The following is an 18,719-nucleotide window of genomic DNA, read 5'->3' as shown; positions in this document are numbered from 1 at the left end:
AATTAAAATGTTAGACAAACAGTCTGAAATAAAAATCGTTGATTTTCTCCGGAAAAAAATTAAAAATCTTTTCGGGTTGTATTTGTTTGGAAGTTATGCAACAGAAATGCACACTTCCAGCAGTGATTTGGATATTGCATTTCTTACTTCGGAAAAAATTTCAGCAGCTGAACGTTGGAAAATTCAGGAAGAGCTGGCTTCACTTATTGATATAGATATTGATCTTGATCTTGTTGATTTAAAAGAGGCATCGGTTATTTTGCGCACCGAAGTTGTTGAAAACGGAAAACTGATTTACACCGGAAGCGCTTATGAATGTGACAGCTTTGAAATGGTAACCTATTCTATGTATGCAGTTTTGAATGAATCAAGAATGTACATTCTTCAAGACATAAAAAAAATATGGACGAAATTCTGATAAATAAAAGTGCAACTTTAATACCGGCTTCTGTAAACTGAAACCATTACTTCCGGCCCCGGCAGCATAAACTGGTCGTTTGAAACAATACGCCAGGCCAGCGCGGTTTCAATTCTGTATTTCGAATTCATCTGGCTGAAATATTCCAGGTACGGAACAAAATTGTGGCGAACAGGGCCGATATCGTCAAATCCGTTAACTACCAATCCCGGTATATATTTCACACCAAAACCATATTCAGTTTTTAAGTTGGGGTAAAAACTCCAGCCCAAATCAGTTTCCAGCAAAATCCAGTCTTTCCTTTTATAACCATTGTAACTGAGGCTGGCACTTATATTCCGATTCCGTTTCAGACTGTAATATTTATGGTTTTCAAATTTAAGGTAACCTCCGTAAACAAAATCGGGCTCGCGGTTGAAATAGTTAAAAAAAGGCCCAAACTCAATCCGTGAACCATTAAACCGCGGACGAAACTCGGTTAATTGCCAATCGGACAAAACCATTCCAGGTGATTTTAACAACAATTCCTTTTTTAGAAAATCACCAATCTGATCCCGTTCATTTTCTGCTGAATGACCAATACGTGCATTCCGTTGGTGTTTTATTCGTCCGATTTCCCTTGCCACTTTCAGGATTTCTTCTTCTGAAAAAAGCCGCCCGGGATAATATTTTTCAAGTAACCAATTGGCCGCCATATAATGATTCATTGGGTTAAGCCGCCCCATACCCCAACCCGCTTTTGCCTGAAAACCATACCTCAGATTAGAATGTTCAGACTTTTCGTTATAAGGGATTGTAACCTGGTTCGAATCTGTTTGAAAACCTGAAGCATTTCTTCGGAACAAACCATAAAGGCCCCAGGCATTCACACTGACAATCGTATAATTTTTCTGATCGAAATAAAACCGGGAAGTATAATTGGCCTGCAACTTTCCCTTAATCCCTGTCAGTTTTTGTTCAGCACCAATTGCCTGAACTTTAGCGCTGTCAATCCAATCGCCTTCCCCGTAATAAGGCCCGGCTTCAAATAAAATATTCCAGTTTTCCTGCCGGTAAGGCAAAAAAATCCAGTTCCGGTTTTCCCATCTGAATCCGGTAAAACCTTTTGTTATTTCCTCAAATTTCCTTGTTTTATCGGTCCTGAACTCTTCCCGCGCGGCATCAAATGAAAAAACAGCGCCTGTATTCAGTTCTTTTTTAATAAAAAAGGATAGTGACGTACTATCGCTATTGGGTTGTGAAAATCCGCTTTCTGATAACAATAACACCAACAAAACGGTGATAATTATATAACCGAAATTTTTCATTTTCTGAAACATTATTTAATGGCAAATTAACAAAACTAATATCAAACCCAACGCGGATGTGGTTAATAAAAGTTAAGTAAAATCTGCATTTCGTGAAATTGCACTATTTTGCAGTGGTAAAACCTTTGGTTATTTTTGTAGCCAATAAACAAAAAAGAAATGTCAGTCTATAACGAAATAAAAAAAGTTACCACCCACCGGTTATCAGAAATGAAACTGCGAAGCGAAAAAATTGCCATGCTCACGGCTTACGATTTCAGTATGGCCAGTTTAGTTGATGAAGCAGGTATTGATGTGGTCCTGGTTGGAGATTCAGCCTCAAACGTGATGGCCGGTCATGAAACCACCCTGCCCATTACCCTCGATCAGATGATTTACCATGGAGCGTCAGTTGTCAGAGCGGTAAAAAGAGCCCTGGTTGTGGTAGATTTACCATTTGGAACTTACCAGGGAAATTCACGCGAGGCACTTAGTTCAGCTATCCGTATTATGAAAGAAACGGCTGCCGATGCTGTGAAACTTGAAGGTGGAGCCGAGGTCATTGAATCTGTTAACCGAATTTTATCGGCCGGAATACCCATTATGGGGCACCTCGGTCTGATGCCGCAATCGATTCACAAATTCGGGACTTACACCGTCAGAGCCAAAGAAGAGGCTGAAGCTGAAAAACTGATTACAGATGCCAGGTTGCTGGAAGAAGCCGGGTGTTTTGCCATTGTTCTGGAAAAAATTCCGGCTAAACTGGGTAAAATGGTTGCCGATGAACTAAAAATCCCGGTAATAGGAATTGGCGCCGGTGGAGGTGTTGACGGGCAGGTTCTGGTTATTCACGATTTGCTGGGAATTACACAGCAGTTTTCTCCAAGGTTCCTGCGCCGGTATCATAACCTGGCAGCAGAAATTAAAGGTGCCGTTGGGAATTACATTCAGGATGTTAAAACTAATGATTTCCCCAACGAAAAAGAGCAATACTGAAATAGTTCAGAGTTCAGAGTTTAATGTTTAAAGTTCAGAGTTTAAAGTGGAAATATTATACGAAGACAACCATATTATTGCTGTAAACAAAGCCTGCGGTGAGCTGGTGCAATCTGATATTACTGATGAACGCACTCTGGTGGACGATATGAAAGATTACCTGAAGGAGAAATACAATAAGCCAGGTAATGTTTTCGTAGGTCTTCCCCACCGGCTCGACCGGCCAACCAGTGGCATTGTTTTGCTTGCAAAAACCGGCAAAGCGCTTGAGCGGTTAAACCTGATGTTTTCAAACAGAGACCAGATACATAAAACATACTGGGCAGTGGTTAACAAACGGCCACCTAAACATTCCGACACGCTGGAACATTACCTTAGAAAAAATCAGACTAAAAACAAAAGTTATGCTCACCCCCATCCCGTACCTGGCGCCAAATACGCACGATTAACTTACCGGCACGTAGCCAGTATCGAAAAATATCACCTTCTGGAAATAGAGTTATTTACCGGAAGGCATCATCAAATCAGGGTTCAGCTTGGCACTTTAAACCTGCGCATTAAAGGTGATTTAAAATATGGATTTCCCCGGGTAAACGAAAACAAAGGAATTCATTTGCATGCCCGAAAGCTGGAATTTATTCACCCGGTAAAGAAAACGCTGGTAACTATTATTGCCGAGCCACCGAGCGATAAGGTCTGGAATGAGTTTATCAAACTTTTCCGCGAAAACCAGTTTAGTCCAGTGATTCCGGTTTAAAGGCAAACGGCAACAAATTTTCCACACCCTCAAAAACCTGAATTTTCTTTTTTCCATCCAAAATAATCCGTATGGTTTGTTTGTACCTGACTTCCGTTTCCACCATGGCTTGCCGGCATGAACCGCAAGGTTTTACGGGGCCATCAACCAATCCATTATTATTGGAAGCAGTTACAGCCATTGCTTTAACAGCAATATCAGGGTACGTTGCATTGGCGTAAAAAAGAGCCACACGCTCGGCGCATAAACCCGTTGGCGATGCAGCATTTTCCTGGTTATTTCCGGTAATAATTTCGTGGTTTTCCAAAAGTAAAGCCGCACCTACATTAAACCGGGAATATGGAGCAAATGCCCGCCCGGAAGCTTCGCGTGCAGCCAAAACCAGTTTCTGGTCGGCCTCAGGCAAATCGTAAAGTGTGGGGTACTCATATACGAAAATCCGCAACTCTTTCGTTCGCATAGCAATGATTTTGTTCAAAAGTACAATTTTATAAAATAATGGGCGTAAAAATTGGTACAAAAGCAACAATAGCACGATATCCACGTGAATATGTTCATAAAAATTCCGGGTTTATAAAATAAACCAGCGGGAACCAGCTATTTTAGCCCAAAAAATATTTGAAAAAATTTTGCAATGAAGCAGGGACTCATAATACTTCTTTTCATTTTTATTGGTTTGGCAACCCGGGCACAAATGTCGCGGGAACAATATATTCTAAGATATCAGTTACTTGCCATTGAAGAAATGGGCCGCAGCGGAATTCCGGCCAGTATTAAAATGGCCCAGGCTGTTTTGGAATCGGGTAACGGAAACAGCCAGCTCTCCCGAAATTCAAATAACCATTTCGGTATTAAATGCAAAAGCAACTGGAGAGGGGCGCGCGTTTACCACGACGACGATGAAAAAGGCGAATGCTTTCGGAAATACAAATCGGTAGAAGAATCGTACCTCGACCATACCAATTTTTTAATGAGTAATCCGCGTTACGCTTTTCTTTTTACTTTGCCGCCCGACGATTATAAAGGCTGGGCAAAAGGACTAAAAGATGCCGGATATGCCACTGCCCGCCATTACGACAAATCGCTGATAAAAATTATTGAAGACCATCAGCTTTACCGGCTCGACCAGAAACAAACCATCAGGCCCTTACTTGCAAATTCAAAAAGTCCTGCACTCAACAAGGGAATGTCTGATAAAATGATCATTAATCCTTTCAACAGTAGAAAAAAAGTTACAATTAATAACCTCGAAGCCGTGGTTGCGCGCGAGGGAGATACTTACGAGATACTGGCACAATCGCTGGGAATTGAAGCCTGGGAATTGTACAATTTTAATGACCAGGGAGCAGGTTACAGGCCTCAGCCAAACGAAGTGGTTTACATAGAACAGAAACACAGGAAAGCATCAAAAAACGTGGAAATACATACCGTTTCTGAGGGTGAAACCATGCACTTTATTTCGCAAATGTATGGCTTAAAACTAAAACCACTTTACCGCCGAAACCGCATGAAACCAAATGAACAGCCACAAACCGGCGAATTGGTTTATTTGCGTAAACGAAGGCCGGCTAATTAAGATTCTGGCCCGAAAAACGATAGAAAAAATAGCGCAACAACACCCGGTCGGCAAAAAGTATAAAAAGCCCCAGAACGTTAAGTCCAGCAATCCAGGCCAGATTGTTCGCCAAAAAGTTCTGCCATTCCTGCCAATCGGCGCCAAGCCAGATAAAAGCCATGGCAACCGAAACCGCGGCAACTCCTACAATTATTCCAAGGTAAACCAGAAATTCTTTAATGTAATCCTCCCAGGCAAACCGCCTGCTCACCTTTGCTGCAACTTTATCAGCAAAGTTTTCAGAAAGCGAAAACTCCGGCGAAGTTTTCAGCGCCTCATCCAACCAGTTTTCCACCAAAATATTTTTATCATCTTTCTGCATAGCCTGCAAATATATTTGTTTTCTCCAATTCAATAACCTGTTCCAGTTTATCTTTTAACAACTTTCTTGCCCGCGAAAGGTAACTTTTAATTGTCCCTTCCGGCATCCCGGTAATTTCTTCCATTTCTTTGTACGAGAACTCTTCCAAATGAAACAACGTGAGCACGGTACGGTACTGCACCGGAAGTTTTTCAATCAGTTGAAGCAAAATCATTTTTGCCTCCTCTTTTTCCACCGTTTTCTGCACCAGCCAGTCATCTGTTTTTCCCCAATCAATCCGGGCATTTTCGTCCATTTGAATTTCCTGTTTTCTACCTTGTTTCCTAATATGCGAAATGCTCGTATTGTAGGCAATGGTGGCAATCCATGTGGAAAGCCGCGATTCGCCCCTGAATTTTTTAATTTTTCGGAACACCTTTATAAAAACCTCCTGGCAAATATCTTCCACATCTTCCTGCTGTTTCACCACCCGGCCAACTATGTGCAAAACCAGCCGCTGGTGGTTCGCCACCAGGTACCGGAACGCATTTTCGTTTCCGGCTAAAATTTGTAGTACCAGCTCTGCATCATTCATATTCATTCCATCAGACTCCAACCCGGTAAAAATGTTGCAGTTTCTTTCAATTATTTTTTGGCAGGCAGCCGGGCTTTTCGCTTTAGCCGTCTTGCAGGTTACAGTTCCGCCAACGGCTTTCAGTGGGCTTCCTCTGGTCGCCGCTTCCAGCCGGGCGTCACTGCAACCTGCTACGCCGGGCTGCCGCTTCAATCCCTGCCTGAACCTGGCCGGTGCAAAAAAAACTCACCTGCCTGCAACATTTTTCTTCCACCCTGAGTCAAACGGTCAGAAAGTTAAATTTAAAAACAAAAATTATGGTAACAGATGTATTAATTCCGGCCGTCGTATTTTTCGGGCTGTATCACATGATGAAACTTATTGCAGATTACCTGCTCAAAAGAAAAATTATTAAAGCCGGCCACATAGACAAGGCTGGCATATTAGAGCCGCCAAAGCAAAGCGAAGAAATCAACAGGTATCCTTCCTTAAAATGGGGACTTGTAGCCCTCACTACCGGAATTGGATTTATAATTATTGAAGTGTTGCGCCAGGTAAACCCCACCATGATTGATTACCACAACGCAGTATTACCTGTTGGTATATTACTGGTTTTTATCTCATTAGGGTTTTTAATCTATTTCTTTATAATGAACCGTAAAAAAATATAAACCCATGGGATAATTCATACTCTCACCGAAAGTGAGAGTATGAGTTTGACCTTTATTCTCAAAAATCTTTCTACCTTTAAAGCATGAGAAGGCAGAAAGAAATAGTAAAAAACAGCCTCAAATTCCTGAAAAATATTTTTCTTGCTCTGGTTGCAGGAATCGCTTTTTACCTTGGAATTGCCGCTTTATTTTCTTTTTTACCCACTCACCCGCCAAAACAAAACTGCCTGCCCCAACACGAAATATTTGTTGCATCAAACGGAATCCACCTCGATATAATTCTTCCGGTTGAAAATATTACACCTCAAATCCTTCACAATCTCGATGTTTTGCCAGGCACCTTGTTTATTGGCTTTGGCTGGGGCGACAAAGAATTTTACATTAAAACCCCCGTATGGTCTGACCTTACCATCCCGGTTGCTTTCAGAGCATTATTTCTGAAAAGTGAAACGGCCATGCACGTAACTTACCTGCCCCGTTCTTTTCCATCCTGGAAAAAAATTCAACTTTGTGCCAATCAACTTAAAAAACTGAATTTCTATATTGAAAATTCCTTTGTAAAAGATGACCATGGAAATTTAAAGAAAATGGATTTTGAGGGGTATTCCAGATTTGATGATTTTTACGATGCCAATGGAAGTTTTTCCCTGTTCCGTACGTGTAACGTTTGGGTAAATGTTGCGCTAAAGGAAATCGGAATAAAAACTTCTGTCTGGTCGCCTTTCGACCTTGGAGTGCTTTACCATTTAAAAACCGTATAATGAAGGTAGCTGTTATCGATTTGGGCACAAACACCTGCAACCTTTTAATAGCAGAAGTTATTAAACCGGGTTACCGAATTTTACATCAAAGCAAGCAATTGGTGCGTTTGGGCGACAATAAAATCAAAAATAATTTGCTTAGCAAAGAGGCAATTTCCCGGGCAAACAACGCACTGGCCGGGCAGAAAAAAATCATTGATACGTTTCAGATTCAAAAAGTTTGTGTTTTTGCAACCTCTGCCATTCGCGATGCCGGAAATAAAATAGATTTCCTGGAAAAGGTCAGCCACAATTCCGGCTGGATTGTAAAAGTAATTTCAGGTGAAAAAGAAGCTGACCTGATATTTAAAGGCGTTTTGCTTGCCCTGGAAGAATTTGAAAACCCCTCGGTTATTTTAGACATTGGCGGAGGCAGCAACGAACTTATTCTGGCACATAAAAAGGAAATGTTGTGGAAAGAAAGTCAGCCAACAGGCATGGCGCGGGTTATTACACAATTCGCCCTTTCCAATCCGCTAAAACCTGAAGAAATGGTAATCCTGCATAATTTTTTTATAGCCCGACACAGCGCTGCTTTCGAACAGTGCACGCATTATAAGGCAAAAACTCTTGTGGGTTGCTCCGGGGCTTTCGATACCATTGCCGACATCATCGACCATGTAAATCCGGGTGAAAAAGTGCGCAAAAAACAGGAAATACAAATGGCAGATTTTTGGGAAGTTTATAAAACACTCACTGAATCGACCAAAGAACAAAGGTTAAATATGAAAGGAATGGACATGGTGCGCGTTGACCTGATAGTTCCGGCAATGGTTTTTATCGGTCAGTTAATTAAAGAAACCGGAATTTCAAGGATTATTCAAACCGATTATGCTCTGCGCGAGGGAGTGTTGTATGAATTATTGAAAAATCCGGGTTACGTCAGTTTGTCGTAAAATATTCCTTTTAGACTGCCTGATTTTTCTGAAAAAAAATTAACCTTCAGCATTAAAAGGGAAATAATTTACCCCAGCAAACTATCTGCAATCAAAAATAACATCATAAATAAATAGAGAAAATTCAGCTTATAAAAGGCGGGCAAAACCTTAAATTTTTCCTGAAAAAAAACATCGCGGGTAAGCGTAAAAAGAAGGTAAAAAATGTATAACAAAAGTAAAACTAAAATCACCGGTTGGGCAATAACAAAATAAAGCACCAAAAAAGCAGATGCAATGGTTGTGAGCACCCAGGTATAAGTAATCCGTTTTATCTGAAGTTCAGAAAAAATATCGGTAAGACTCTGGAGTCCTGCAAGTTTGTACTGGTCGCCAAACAAAAGCAGCAATAACCAGAAATGCGGAATCTGGCCGATAAAAAAGAAAGTTGCTACAATCAGAATAGATGGTGCAAGTAAATTTCCACCGGCCGCAGTCCAGCCAATCAATGGTGGCAGCGCTCCCACCAGCGAACCGGGAATTACTGCAAACGCTGTTACTTTTTTCAACGGAGTGTAAATAAGGTTATAAGAAACCAGAGTTGCCCAACTTAAAACCAAAGCAACTGTTGGGTTGGATAACACCAAAATCAGCGAGCCGGTTAAAGTATAACCTAAAACTACCATCAGTCCTTGTGCAGGCGAAAATTGGCCCGAAGGAATTGGCCGGTTTTTAGTTCTGGGCATCAAAGCATCAGTTTTCCTTTCCTGCCAGTGGTTAAGTGCGCCCGAACCGCACGACATGAAAAAAACACCAACCGACAACAATAATCCCTGTCCATCCATTTTCCCGGAATACAAAACGTAACCGGACAGTGCAGATAAAGCAACGGGCAAAGAGATACGCACTTTGCCCAGTTCAAAAATAATTTTCAGGAATTGTTTCAAATCGTTTAATTCAACGTCTTGAGATATTCAATAATATTCTCCACATCCTCCTCAGATAACTGTCCCTCATACGAGAGCATCAGGCCTCTGTTAAATCCTTCAACCACATCTGCGTTAGGATCATAAACGGAACGCCTGATATATTCTTCGTCAACCTCAATTTCTCTTTTATCACGACCGGTGGTTACAGTATGGGTGGCTCCCCAGATTCCTTTAAAAGAAGGCCCAACCAACTTTGTTCCGTCAACAGAATGGCATGCGAAACATCCAATGTTCTGCATTATCCGTCGTCCGGTGGCAGTTGGCGATTCAATATCTGTTGTTGCTACTAATGTGGTGTCCACCATCCACGACTGGAAAGCAGTGTCTTCCATCACTTTAACATAAGAATACATGTATGAATGTTGCAATCCGCAGTACTCGGCACAATACAGTTCAAAGGTTCCTTCCTTTTGAGGTTCAAACCACATGAAATTGTTTTCTTTTCCGGGAACCATGTCTTGTTTTACTCTGAAAGCGGGTATATACAAACTATGCAGAACATCCATGGCTACGAGATTTAGCTTAACAGGCTGGTCTTTTGGTAAATACAGTGTGTCAGTTCTTTTACCGTTTTCATACTCAAACATAAAATTCCACATGCGACCGTAAACAGTAACTTCCATTGCATCAGCAGGTGCTTTGGTCATGGGTTTGTATGCAGCCCAGCCATAATAAAACATCAGCAATGTAAGCAAAAGGGGAATTACTGTCCAAACAATTTCAAGTGTAGTTGAACCTTCAATCTGTGTGGCTTTCGGATTTCTTTTTCGGTTGTATTTATAAATAAATACCAACATTAAAACCGTAAGAAAAATGAGAAAAAAGAAAGATATTCCAAGTATGATTAGGAAAGTGGTATCAACCCCTTTCACAAAATTGGATGCCTGCGTTATTTCCGAACTATACATGGTTTTTTATCTGTATAAGTAATCTAAAAAAGTAACTACAATGGTAACAACAAAAATGGCAAATACAAATATTACCATCGAAACAATATATGGTTTGTCATATTTCAAATGCATAAAATACTTCAAAACAAGAAAAGTTTTTACCGACGCAAATGCCAATGCTCCGGCAACGGTTAAACTTCCCAACTCGATACCGGTTATGGCGATGGATAAAAATGTAAGTATTAAAAGTGCAATCAGTATAAAAACATACAGCCGGTATGGTACAATATGATGTTTTTGATTTTCCATAGTGAACTATTTTAGTGTATGAGATAAAATAATGGGAAGAGAAATATCCAGATTATATCGACAAGGTGCCAGTAAAGACCAGAGTTTTCGAGCAATGCGGCACGTTCGGCATGAACTTTACCCGTATAAACTTTCCACATGACCACGGCAATTAAAACCAACCCGATTATAATATGCAACGCATGTAAACCGGTCATTATAAAATAAAGGCCGAAGAATAAAATTTCGCCCTGGCTCAGGTTCTCTGTTAAATATTCAGACCCGGGAAAAATACCATGGCTAAACTTAGCGCCCCACTCAAAATACTTATTCACCAAAAAAACGACCCCTAGAATAAGGGTAATTCCAGCCAATGCCAGTGTAAGTGTTTTGTTCTTTTTTTGCAGCGATGTTGTTGACATAGCAATGGTCATACTGCTTACCAAAAGAATTACCGTGTTAACTGCACCAACAAAAGTATCCAACTCTTCAGCGGCCAGGTGAAATGCTTCGTGATTTAAATACCTGTAAACCGAATAAATAACGAAAAGAACGCCAAACAGCAACAATTCTGTAAAGATAAAAAGCCACATTCCAATTTTCGAGGCTTCGGCGTCGTAATGGTCATGAACTACATGTTTTGCCTGTTCCATCAGTTTTTGGTTTTATTTATAATTGTAAGGTCCGTCGTTTTCCTCAATCACCGGAATTTCATCGAAGTTTTCCAGCGGGGGTGGCGATGGCACTGTCCATTCCAAAGTTTTTCCATGCCAGGGATTCATTTCAGCTTTTGGGCCATTGCTGGCTGAACGTATCAGATTAACAATGATGATGATAAATCCGGTAACCAATATCCATGAACCGATAGTACTTAAAATGTTTCCACCATGAAACTCCTGGAGATAATCGTAATACCGGCGCGGCATGCCCATCATTCCCAAATAAAACATTGGGGAATAAAGCGTTACAAAACCGATAAAGAAAATAAGCCACCCGGTATTTGCCCAGGTTTTATCGTACATTCTTCCAAAAATTTTGGGAAACCAGTAATGAATGGCTGCAAAAAATGCAAAGCCTGTTCCACCAAAAACAATGTAATGAAAATGGGCAACCACAAAAGCAGTATCGTGAACATAAATATTTGCTGCAAGTGCACCTAAAACCAATCCGCTTAAACCGCCAATCATAAAAACAAAAATAAAAGAAACTGCCCAGTAAAACGGAGTTTGAATATTGATTGACCCTTTGTACATGGTGGAAATCCAGTTAAAAACTTTTATGGCACTTGGAATTGCCACCAAAAATGTTAGCAGAGAAAAATAATATTGTGCTGTTCCGCTCATTCCGGCAGTAAACATGTGGTGCCCCCAAACCAGGTAACCCACAAAAGCAATGGCCATGGTAGAAGCAATAATGGCTTTGTAACCGAATATATGTTTTTGTGCGAAGGTTGGGATAATCTCAGAGATGGCGCCCATGGCAGGCAAAATCATAATATAAACTGCCGGATGGGAATAAATCCAGAACAGGTGCTGGTACAAAATGGGGTCGCCGCCCAATGCAGGGTCGAAAACGCCAACGCCAAAAATTCGCTCAAGAGCTACCAAAACCAGTGTAATACCCACAACCGGTGTTGCCAGCAACTGAATCCATGCTGTTCCGTAAAGTGTCCACACAAAAAGCGGAAGTTTGGTCCACTTCAGGCCTGGGCAACGCAAGCGATGTATAGTAACCAGAAAGTTCAATCCGGTTAAAATTGAGGAAAACCCGAGTATAAACGCCCCAAAAATGGCAGGCAAAAGGTTTGTTCCGGTTTTAAAACTGTACGGTGCATAAAAAGTCCAGCCAGTGTCAGGAGTTCCTGATCCAAATAATAACGCTGCCAAAACCAGAAATACGCCGGCAACATAAAACCACCACGACAACAGGTTTAATTTTGGAAAAGCCACATCTTTGGCGCCAATCATAATCGGCAACAAAAAGTTACCAAAAACAGCAGGTAAACCGGGCACTACAACCATAAAAATCATTATTACACCATGAACCGTAAAGGTGGCATTATACGCCTGCGCTTCCATAATGGTTTTCCCGGGTGCCAGCAATTCAAGCTTCATGGCAAGTCCAAGTAAAACACCAACCGAAAACATGGTGGCCATGGAATAAAGATATAATAAGCCAATGCGTTTATGGTCAGTTGAAAAAATCCAACCCAGCAAACCCTTGTATTTTCCTTTATACTTTAAATAGTTTGCTTCGTTTGTTGCAATGGTAGTCGAATTCATTTTATCAAGAGTGTTAGTTATAAACAGTAAATATTGTTTTTAAGGTCAATTATCAGAATTTTTTTTGAAAAAAGATAAGTTTAGCCGAAATTATTTTTATGCCTGTTTTAACTCATTTAGTTTAGAAACCTTATTCCTTTTAGGTTTCAAAACCAAATATAATAATAAAATAGTTGCAAAAAACATTATAATTATTCCGCCCAGCTTGGTAATATTTAAAACATAAGCCTGCCCTACCGGATCATAAGTAAAGCAAAATCGTAAAACTTTATTGAGCGTTGGTCCCGAAAGTCCTTTTGAGGCTTCCACAATGGCCATTTTCCATTCAAAAGGTAAAAAGAACATCCCATTCAGGTAACGGGTAATTTTTCCTTCAGGACTGACTACTGTAAGCGAGGCAGCATGTAAAAAGTCGTTTCCGGTTTTTTTGTATTTAAACCCTGTGGCGTTGGTTGCTTTCACAATACTGGCACTGTCGCTAACAAAAAACAGCCAGCCATTTTTTGCCTGCTCTGCTTTTTCTTCCGAAAGCAATCCCAGGTAACTCTCTTTTTTCCTGATTCCCAAATCAATGGTTTCACGCGGGTCGAAACTAATGGTAAGTACCTGGTAATCTTCTCCGGCAACCAATTCTGATTTATTCATTACCCCGGCTACAGCTTCCATGAGTGGACTGCAAATTCCCGGGCACCGGTAATATACAAAGTTTAAAATTGTGGGCTTATCAATTATATCTGCCAGCCAAACTTCCTGACCCTGCTCATTAATAAGAAAAATACTGTCAGGAAGAAATTCATCCAAATGCTCAACAACTCCAATCTCCACATCATCGGCATTTGCTGCCGGATTAATTACTGCCTGGCCTTTACTCATAAACGACAAACCAGTTAACAAGCAGATAACAAGCAGATTAATCTTTAAATGGTTTTTTAAAAAATATATATTCATAAAAATTTCTCTATTTAAAAAAGTAACTGTCAATTTTTACAATAAAACAAACCATTAAGTTCTGTGAAAGTTTATAGAAAAAAGAACTTTTTTGATAAAATCATCTGATTTCAATTTGTAATACCTGCTTCGTTTTTTCTGTGATTTTAAATCGGTTGTCAATGCGGTGCCCCATTACCCAAACCACTTTTTGTCCACTGCAAAGCAACCAGGTGTTCTCTTTTTGATGGATCGGAATTTTCTCATCTATAAGAAAATCACTTATTTTTTTGAAACCGGTCATTCCCAGCGGTTGAAAATAATCACCTTGTTTCCATTTTCGAATGAGCAAAGGAAATTCGAGTTTTTCTATATCGAGACAAGCAACATTGGAATTTTTTATAATTTCAAAACCTTTAATGCTTCTTTTTTCCAGCGTAAAATCTAAAGGAGCAAAAAGCTCTATATCATCTTTTTCTATATAAAAAATGCGGTTTTCAGGTTCGGGGAGAGGAGTTATAAACAGGTTTTCGCGGTCTTTTACCAGCCGGTGTGTTTTCGAAAAAAACTGTTTCCCCGGTAAATTTTCAAGGCTTTTAAAAATCTGTTGAATGACATTTGCATTGAAATTAAATGGGGTAAGAATTTCAAAAAGTAAAACCTTGGGAAATTCAAATTGTCTCAATTTTTCTATGGAAACTGAGACTTCATTTCCTTCATCAAAAATTATATTTTTTATTTCTTTTTGAATTAAAAAAGAAAAAACATCTTCAACATCGCGCAGGTTCTCAATGGTTTCTGACAGATTTTTTTTGAATACAGGATTCAACTCTGAAAAAACCGGGAGAATGCGGTGCCGTATAAAATTGCGCTGGTAAACCACTTCGCTATTGGTATGGTCTTCGCGGAAACTGATGTAGTTTGCCTGTGCAAAATCTTCAATATTTGTGCGGCTGGCAAAAAGCAATGGACGAATTATCTGTCCCGATTTTTCTTTGATGCCGGTTAGTCCGCGAATGCCGGTTTTACGCGACAGGTTCAGAAAAAAGGTTTCCAGCAAATCGTCCTGGTGGTGGGCAGTGGCAATAAAATCGTAGTTGTTTTCAGCCCGAATTTTTTCGAAATAGTTGTATCGCAATTCGCGGGCCGCCATTTCAACGGAAATTCCATTTACCCTGGCATAATCTTCGGTATCGAAACGGGTACTGAAAAACGGCACACCGTGCATAAGTACCTGTTGTCGAACAAATTCCTCGTCTTTATCCGAATCGCTTTCGCGAAGCTGAAAATTGCAGTGCACCACGCTATAATCGAATTCCGATTTTTCGAACAAATGCAGCAGCACCATACTGTCGGTACCGCCGCTTACCGCCAGTAATACTTTTTGCTGGGGTTCAAAAAGCTGTTTTTCTTTGATATATGCGATAAACTTATCGAGCATGAGTTATAATTATTTTGAAAACCCAGACATATCATTCTGAATTTTACGAATTCATTCTTCTACCCTTAACTTCAGCAATATTCAAAATCACCTCCACTGCTTTCAACATCGAAGGAATGGGAATAAACTCAAACGGCCCGTGGAAGTTGTGCCCGCCTGCAAAAATATTGGGGCAGGGTAATCCTTCGTACGAAAGCCGGGCGCCGTCGGTTCCCCCGCGAATGGCTTTTACATTGGGCTGAATACCGGCCTTTTTCATGGCCATTTTGGCCCGTTCCACCACATGCATCACTGGTTCAATTTTTTTCCGCATATTGTAATACGTGTCTTTCAGTTCCAGATGGACCAGTTCTCTGCCAAATTCCAAGTTCACCAGCTGAACAATTTCCTTCAGCAATTTTTTCTTTTCCTCAAACTTTTCAAAATCGTGGTCGCGAATAATGAACTGCATTTCCGCTTTTTCCACATTGCCGTTCAGCGACATCAGGTGATAAAAACCTTCGTACTTTTCGGTATGTTCGGGCCGCTGGGTCGGCGGCAGCATGGAGATGATTTTATGCGCCACCAGCGTTGCATTAATCATTTTATCTTTGGCAAACCCAGGATGCACACTCCGGCCCTGAATGGTAATTTTTGCCCCGGCTGCATTAAAATTTTCAAATTCCAGTTCGCCCACTTCACCGCCATCGAGCGTATAGGCGAATTCGGCCCCAAACTTTTTCACATCAAATTTATCGGCGCCCCGGCCAATTTCTTCGTCAGGCGTAAAACCGATGCGGATTTTACCGTGTTTGATATTTTCGGAATTGAGCAGAATTTCGGCTGCGGTAACAATTTCGGCAACGCCGGCCTTATCGTCGGCGCCCAGCAATGTTGTTCCGTCGGCAGTGATAATATCCTGTCCTTTGTATTGCAAAATCTCCGGAAATTCAGCCGGATCAATGATAACATTGTTTTTCAGTTGAATGGGGTTTCCATTGTATTTTTCGACAATTTGTGGCTGAACGTTTTCCCCTTCAAAATCGGGACTGGTATCCACATGGGCAATAAATCCGATAACCGGCTCTTTTTCATTAGTATTGGCCGGAATGGTAGCCATGAGGTAGCCGTTTTCGTCCAGTTCCACTTCCTTCAGTCTAATTTCCTTTAATTCTGCCTCCAGTTTTTTCATAAAATCCATCTGCCGTTTGGTGCTCGGACAGGTTTTGCTTTCCGGATCGGAAGTAGTATATTCTTTGGCATAGCGAATAAAACGCTCAACAACTTTTTCCATAATTTCTCTTTCTTTGGTCTTGATACTCTTTACGAACAATCTAATAGTCTATTCTCACACATCATCTGCATTAAACGAAAACCCCAGCCGTTTGCCAGTGGTCATTTTCGAATGAATGATTTTTTCCTGCATTTGTTCAACGGTGGCCAGTTTTACGGCATCGTAAGGCGGAACCAGCAAATCGAACTCAATGCAGTAACGGATGGCAGTTTCAACAATTTGCCGGATAACCCCGGGAGAAATGGTATCTAGTGTAAAACTTTTTACATTTTCCTCGGTTTGACGTTTCCCTTCCACAAAAAAGTGGTTGTCTTTATTGATGAAAATCCGGGCAACCAGGTATCCCAAATCTTGCTGACGGCTATATTTAAATGAATCGGCCAGAAAATTGTAAATATTAATCATGCCGCAATAGGAACGAAGCGGGTCATCCTGAATATAATCCGATTTTAAAATGGGACTTTTATTGTCGAATTCGAACACATTGGAGTGCATGCTGAATATAAGCAAATCGCCACCTACCTCAAACTCCACTTCAAATGGTCCCCGTTCCCGGAAGGCTGGCAACGATGAATGAGTCACCTGGTCTTTTATAATGGAATGGTATTCTTTCTCCAGCGATTTAAGTACTTTTTTTAAAATTTTGAATGTTTGAAGGGTGTTCGCATAAACTTTCTGTTTTACAGTAGATTTTATTACAAACGCCTCCAGCAATGATGCTCTGATCTCCTTTTCTTTCATTCTGCAAAATTTTGAACTAAAAATACATATCCCGAATGAAATATAAAAAAGAAAGCAACCCAAAAGAGCTGCTTCCCAAAAATATTTTCTTTAAAAAACTAATAAGCCAATGCAAACAGTACACGTTGCTTCGAGGGTTCCCCTGAATAAATACATTTACCTGTTTCGACTTCATTTTCAAGCGGAATACAACGGATAGTCGCTTTTGTTTCGCTTTTAATCTTGTCTTCAGTTTCCGGTGTTCCGTCCCAATGTGCTGAAACAAAGCCACCTTTATTTTGAATAACTTCTTTAAATTCTTCCCACGTATTCACTCGTGTAGTTTTTTGGGTGCGGAATTCCAGTGCTTTGTTGAAAATTCCCTGCTGAATATCTTCCAAAAGATTTTCGATATAACCCGCAATACCTTCCAACGAAACCACATTTTTTTCGAGCGTATCGCGGCGGGCAACTTCCACGGTGCCGTTTTCCAGGTCGCGTGGCCCCATGGCCAATCGAACAGGAACGCCTTTCAACTCATATTCGGCAAATTTCCAACCCGGTTTTTTATTGTCGCAGTCGTCAAATTTCACCGAAATGCCTTTCGCTTTCAATTCAGCTACAATTGTATCCACTTTTTCAGCAATGGCAGCCAGTTGTTCCGTTTTCTTGTAAATGGGAACAATAACTACCTGTATTGGCGCAAGCCTTGGAGGCAGTACCAGGCCGTTATCGTCGGAGTGTGCCATAATCAACGCTCCAACCAAACGGGTTGAAACACCCCATGAAGTAGCCCAGACATATTCTTCACGACCTTCCTTATTGGTGAATTTAACATCGAAAGCTTTGGCAAAATTTTGGCCCAGAAAATGTGATGTCCCTGACTGTAAGGCTTTTCCATCCTGCATTAAAGCTTCAATGCAATACGTATCAACTGCGCCGGCAAACCGTTCATTTTCAGATTTCAGCCCTTTTATCACCGGAACAGCCATGTAGTTTTCAACAAAACTGGCGTAAACATTAATTATTTTGATGGTTTCCTCAATGGCTTCTTCTTTTGTAGCATGCGCTGTATGTCCTTCCTGCCAAAGAAACTCAGCAGTGCGTAAAAACAACCGGGTACGCATTTCCCAACGCACCACATTGGCCCACTGGTTAATTAAAAGTGGTAAATCCCGGTGCGATTGAATCCAGTTGCGGTAAGTATTCCAGATTATCGTTTCAGAAGTGGGTCTGATAATCAATTCTTCTTCCAGTTTTGCTTCCGGGTCAACCACCACTCCACCGTTTTCTTCGTCATTTTTAAGGCGGTAATGCGTAACTACCGCACATTCTTTGGCAAAACCTTCCACATGGTCGGCTTCCTTACTAAAAAATGATTTTGGAATAAACAGCGGAAAATAGGCATTTACGTGCCCGGTTTCCTTAAACATCCGGTCTAATTCGGCCTGCATTTTCTCCCAAATAGCATACCCATAGGGTTTTATCACCATACAACCCCGAACAGCAGAATTCTCGGCTAAATCGGCCTTATTTACCAGGTCCAGGTACCACTGGGAATAATTTTCGCTTCGCGATGTTAATTCTTTCGCCATTTTTTATAAATTGGTACAAAT

Annotated in this window: 21 protein-coding genes; 7 read left to right on the top strand and 14 right to left on the bottom strand. The window is 40.8% G+C overall.

Features of this window, described 5'->3' with window-relative positions; translation table 11 throughout:
- Positions 1–418 (top strand): type VII toxin-antitoxin system MntA family adenylyltransferase antitoxin (gene mntA, locus ACESMA_RS12165; protein WP_372949098.1); only part of this gene is annotated, 418 nt, incomplete at its 5' end.
- Positions 419–435: 17 nt separating this feature from the next.
- Here the strand turns inward: mntA and ACESMA_RS12160 are convergent.
- Positions 436–1,725 (bottom strand): hypothetical protein, encoded by a 1,290-nt coding sequence (locus ACESMA_RS12160; protein WP_372949097.1) that lies wholly within the window; start codon positions 1,723–1,725, stop codon positions 436–438.
- Positions 1,726–1,884: 159 nt separating this feature from the next.
- Between ACESMA_RS12160 and panB the strand changes: the two genes are divergently transcribed.
- A complete protein-coding gene (gene panB, locus ACESMA_RS12155; protein ID WP_372949096.1) occupies positions 1,885–2,700 on the top strand; it encodes a 3-methyl-2-oxobutanoate hydroxymethyltransferase in 816 nt (271 codons plus the stop codon).
- Between the two features lie 46 nt (positions 2,701–2,746).
- A complete protein-coding gene (locus ACESMA_RS12150; RefSeq protein WP_372949095.1) occupies positions 2,747–3,457 on the top strand; it encodes an RluA family pseudouridine synthase in 711 nt (236 codons plus the stop codon).
- Here the strand turns inward: ACESMA_RS12150 and ACESMA_RS12145 are convergent.
- The gene (locus tag ACESMA_RS12145) at positions 3,435–3,935 is read right to left on the bottom strand and encodes a cytidine deaminase (RefSeq protein WP_372949094.1); all 501 of its coding nucleotides are present in this window, start codon (positions 3,933–3,935) and stop codon (positions 3,435–3,437) included. The two genes, ACESMA_RS12150 and ACESMA_RS12145, sit on opposite strands and share 23 nt — an antisense overlap.
- A 156-nt stretch (positions 3,936–4,091) precedes the next feature.
- Here ACESMA_RS12145 and ACESMA_RS12140 point away from each other — a divergent pair, with 156 nt between their 5' ends.
- Complete coding sequence (locus ACESMA_RS12140) at positions 4,092–5,033, top strand: glucosaminidase domain-containing protein (protein WP_372949093.1); 942 nt, start codon at positions 4,092–4,094, stop codon at positions 5,031–5,033.
- Here ACESMA_RS12140 and ACESMA_RS12135 read toward each other — a convergent pair.
- Positions 5,026–5,394 carry a hypothetical protein gene (locus ACESMA_RS12135; RefSeq protein ID WP_372949092.1) on the bottom strand — a complete coding sequence of 123 codons (369 nt, stop codon included), beginning with the start codon at positions 5,392–5,394 and terminating at the stop codon, positions 5,026–5,028. The genes ACESMA_RS12140 and ACESMA_RS12135 overlap by 8 nt on opposite strands.
- The gene (locus ACESMA_RS12130) at positions 5,381–6,160 is read right to left on the bottom strand and encodes an RNA polymerase sigma factor (RefSeq protein WP_372949091.1); all 780 of its coding nucleotides are present in this window, start codon (positions 6,158–6,160) and stop codon (positions 5,381–5,383) included. The genes ACESMA_RS12135 and ACESMA_RS12130 overlap by 14 nt, the downstream gene beginning before the upstream one ends.
- 104 nt (positions 6,161–6,264) lie before the next feature.
- On the opposite strand from ACESMA_RS12130, the gene ACESMA_RS12125 reads away from it, so the two are divergent.
- The 3 genes from ACESMA_RS12125 (at position 6,265) to ACESMA_RS12115 (ending at position 8,314) form a co-directional block, all read left to right on the top strand.
- Positions 6,265–6,618: a DUF6249 domain-containing protein gene (locus tag ACESMA_RS12125; protein ID WP_372949090.1), complete on the top strand. Its 354-nt coding sequence runs from the start codon at positions 6,265–6,267 to the stop codon at positions 6,616–6,618.
- 83 nt (positions 6,619–6,701) lie between these two features.
- Positions 6,702–7,379 carry a TIGR02117 family protein gene (locus tag ACESMA_RS12120; RefSeq protein ID WP_372949089.1) on the top strand — a complete coding sequence of 226 codons (678 nt, stop codon included), beginning with the start codon at positions 6,702–6,704 and terminating at the stop codon, positions 7,377–7,379.
- Positions 7,379–8,314, top strand: coding sequence for a hypothetical protein (locus ACESMA_RS12115; protein ID WP_372949088.1), 936 nt, complete (start codon positions 7,379–7,381; stop codon positions 8,312–8,314). Before ACESMA_RS12120 ends, ACESMA_RS12115 begins: the two co-directional genes overlap by 1 nt.
- 68 nt (positions 8,315–8,382) lie before the next feature.
- Here ACESMA_RS12115 and ACESMA_RS12110 read toward each other — a convergent pair whose 3' ends face one another.
- From ACESMA_RS12110 to proS, 10 genes are all read right to left on the bottom strand, one after another.
- The gene (locus ACESMA_RS12110) at positions 8,383–9,240 is read right to left on the bottom strand and encodes a protoheme IX farnesyltransferase (RefSeq protein WP_372949087.1); all 858 of its coding nucleotides are present in this window, start codon (positions 9,238–9,240) and stop codon (positions 8,383–8,385) included.
- 5 nt (positions 9,241–9,245) lie between these two features.
- Positions 9,246–10,190, bottom strand: a complete 945-nt coding sequence (coxB, locus tag ACESMA_RS12105) for a cytochrome c oxidase subunit II (protein WP_372949086.1) — start codon at positions 10,188–10,190, stop codon at positions 9,246–9,248.
- A gap of 6 nt (positions 10,191–10,196) precedes the next feature.
- On the bottom strand, positions 10,197–10,481 hold the full coding sequence (locus ACESMA_RS12100) for a cytochrome C oxidase subunit IV family protein (protein ID WP_372949085.1): 285 nt from the start codon (positions 10,479–10,481) through the stop codon (positions 10,197–10,199).
- A gap of 11 nt (positions 10,482–10,492) precedes the next feature.
- Entirely contained in the window at positions 10,493–11,113 is a 621-nt protein-coding gene (locus tag ACESMA_RS12095; RefSeq protein WP_372949084.1) for a cytochrome c oxidase subunit 3 family protein, read from the bottom strand.
- A 12-nt stretch (positions 11,114–11,125) separates the two neighbouring features.
- Positions 11,126–12,742: a cbb3-type cytochrome c oxidase subunit I gene (locus ACESMA_RS12090; RefSeq protein WP_372949083.1), complete on the bottom strand. Its 1,617-nt coding sequence runs from the start codon at positions 12,740–12,742 to the stop codon at positions 11,126–11,128.
- A gap of 96 nt (positions 12,743–12,838) precedes the next feature.
- Entirely contained in the window at positions 12,839–13,690 is an 852-nt protein-coding gene (locus ACESMA_RS12085; protein WP_372949082.1) for an SCO family protein, read from the bottom strand.
- A 100-nt stretch (positions 13,691–13,790) separates the two neighbouring features.
- Complete coding sequence (gene tilS, locus ACESMA_RS12080; RefSeq protein ID WP_372949081.1) at positions 13,791–15,110, bottom strand: tRNA lysidine(34) synthetase TilS; 1,320 nt, start codon at positions 15,108–15,110, stop codon at positions 13,791–13,793.
- 43 nt (positions 15,111–15,153) lie between these two features.
- Positions 15,154–16,383 (bottom strand): peptidase T, encoded by a 1,230-nt coding sequence (gene pepT / locus ACESMA_RS12075; protein ID WP_372949080.1) that lies wholly within the window; start codon positions 16,381–16,383, stop codon positions 15,154–15,156.
- Positions 16,384–16,437: 54 nt separating this feature from the next.
- Positions 16,438–17,124: a hypothetical protein gene (locus ACESMA_RS12070; protein WP_372949079.1), complete on the bottom strand. Its 687-nt coding sequence runs from the start codon at positions 17,122–17,124 to the stop codon at positions 16,438–16,440.
- Positions 17,125–17,222: 98 nt separating this feature from the next.
- The gene (gene proS / locus ACESMA_RS12065; protein ID WP_372949078.1) at positions 17,223–18,698 is read right to left on the bottom strand and encodes a proline--tRNA ligase; all 1,476 of its coding nucleotides are present in this window, start codon (positions 18,696–18,698) and stop codon (positions 17,223–17,225) included.
- Between the last annotated feature and the right edge of the window lie 21 nt (positions 18,699–18,719).

Source organism: Mariniphaga sp. (genome assembly GCF_041687215.1).
Lineage (GTDB): Bacteria > Bacteroidota > Bacteroidia > Bacteroidales > Prolixibacteraceae > Mariniphaga.
Note: the sequence above shows the minus strand (reverse complement) of the source record. Positions and strands in the feature narration are given on the sequence as shown.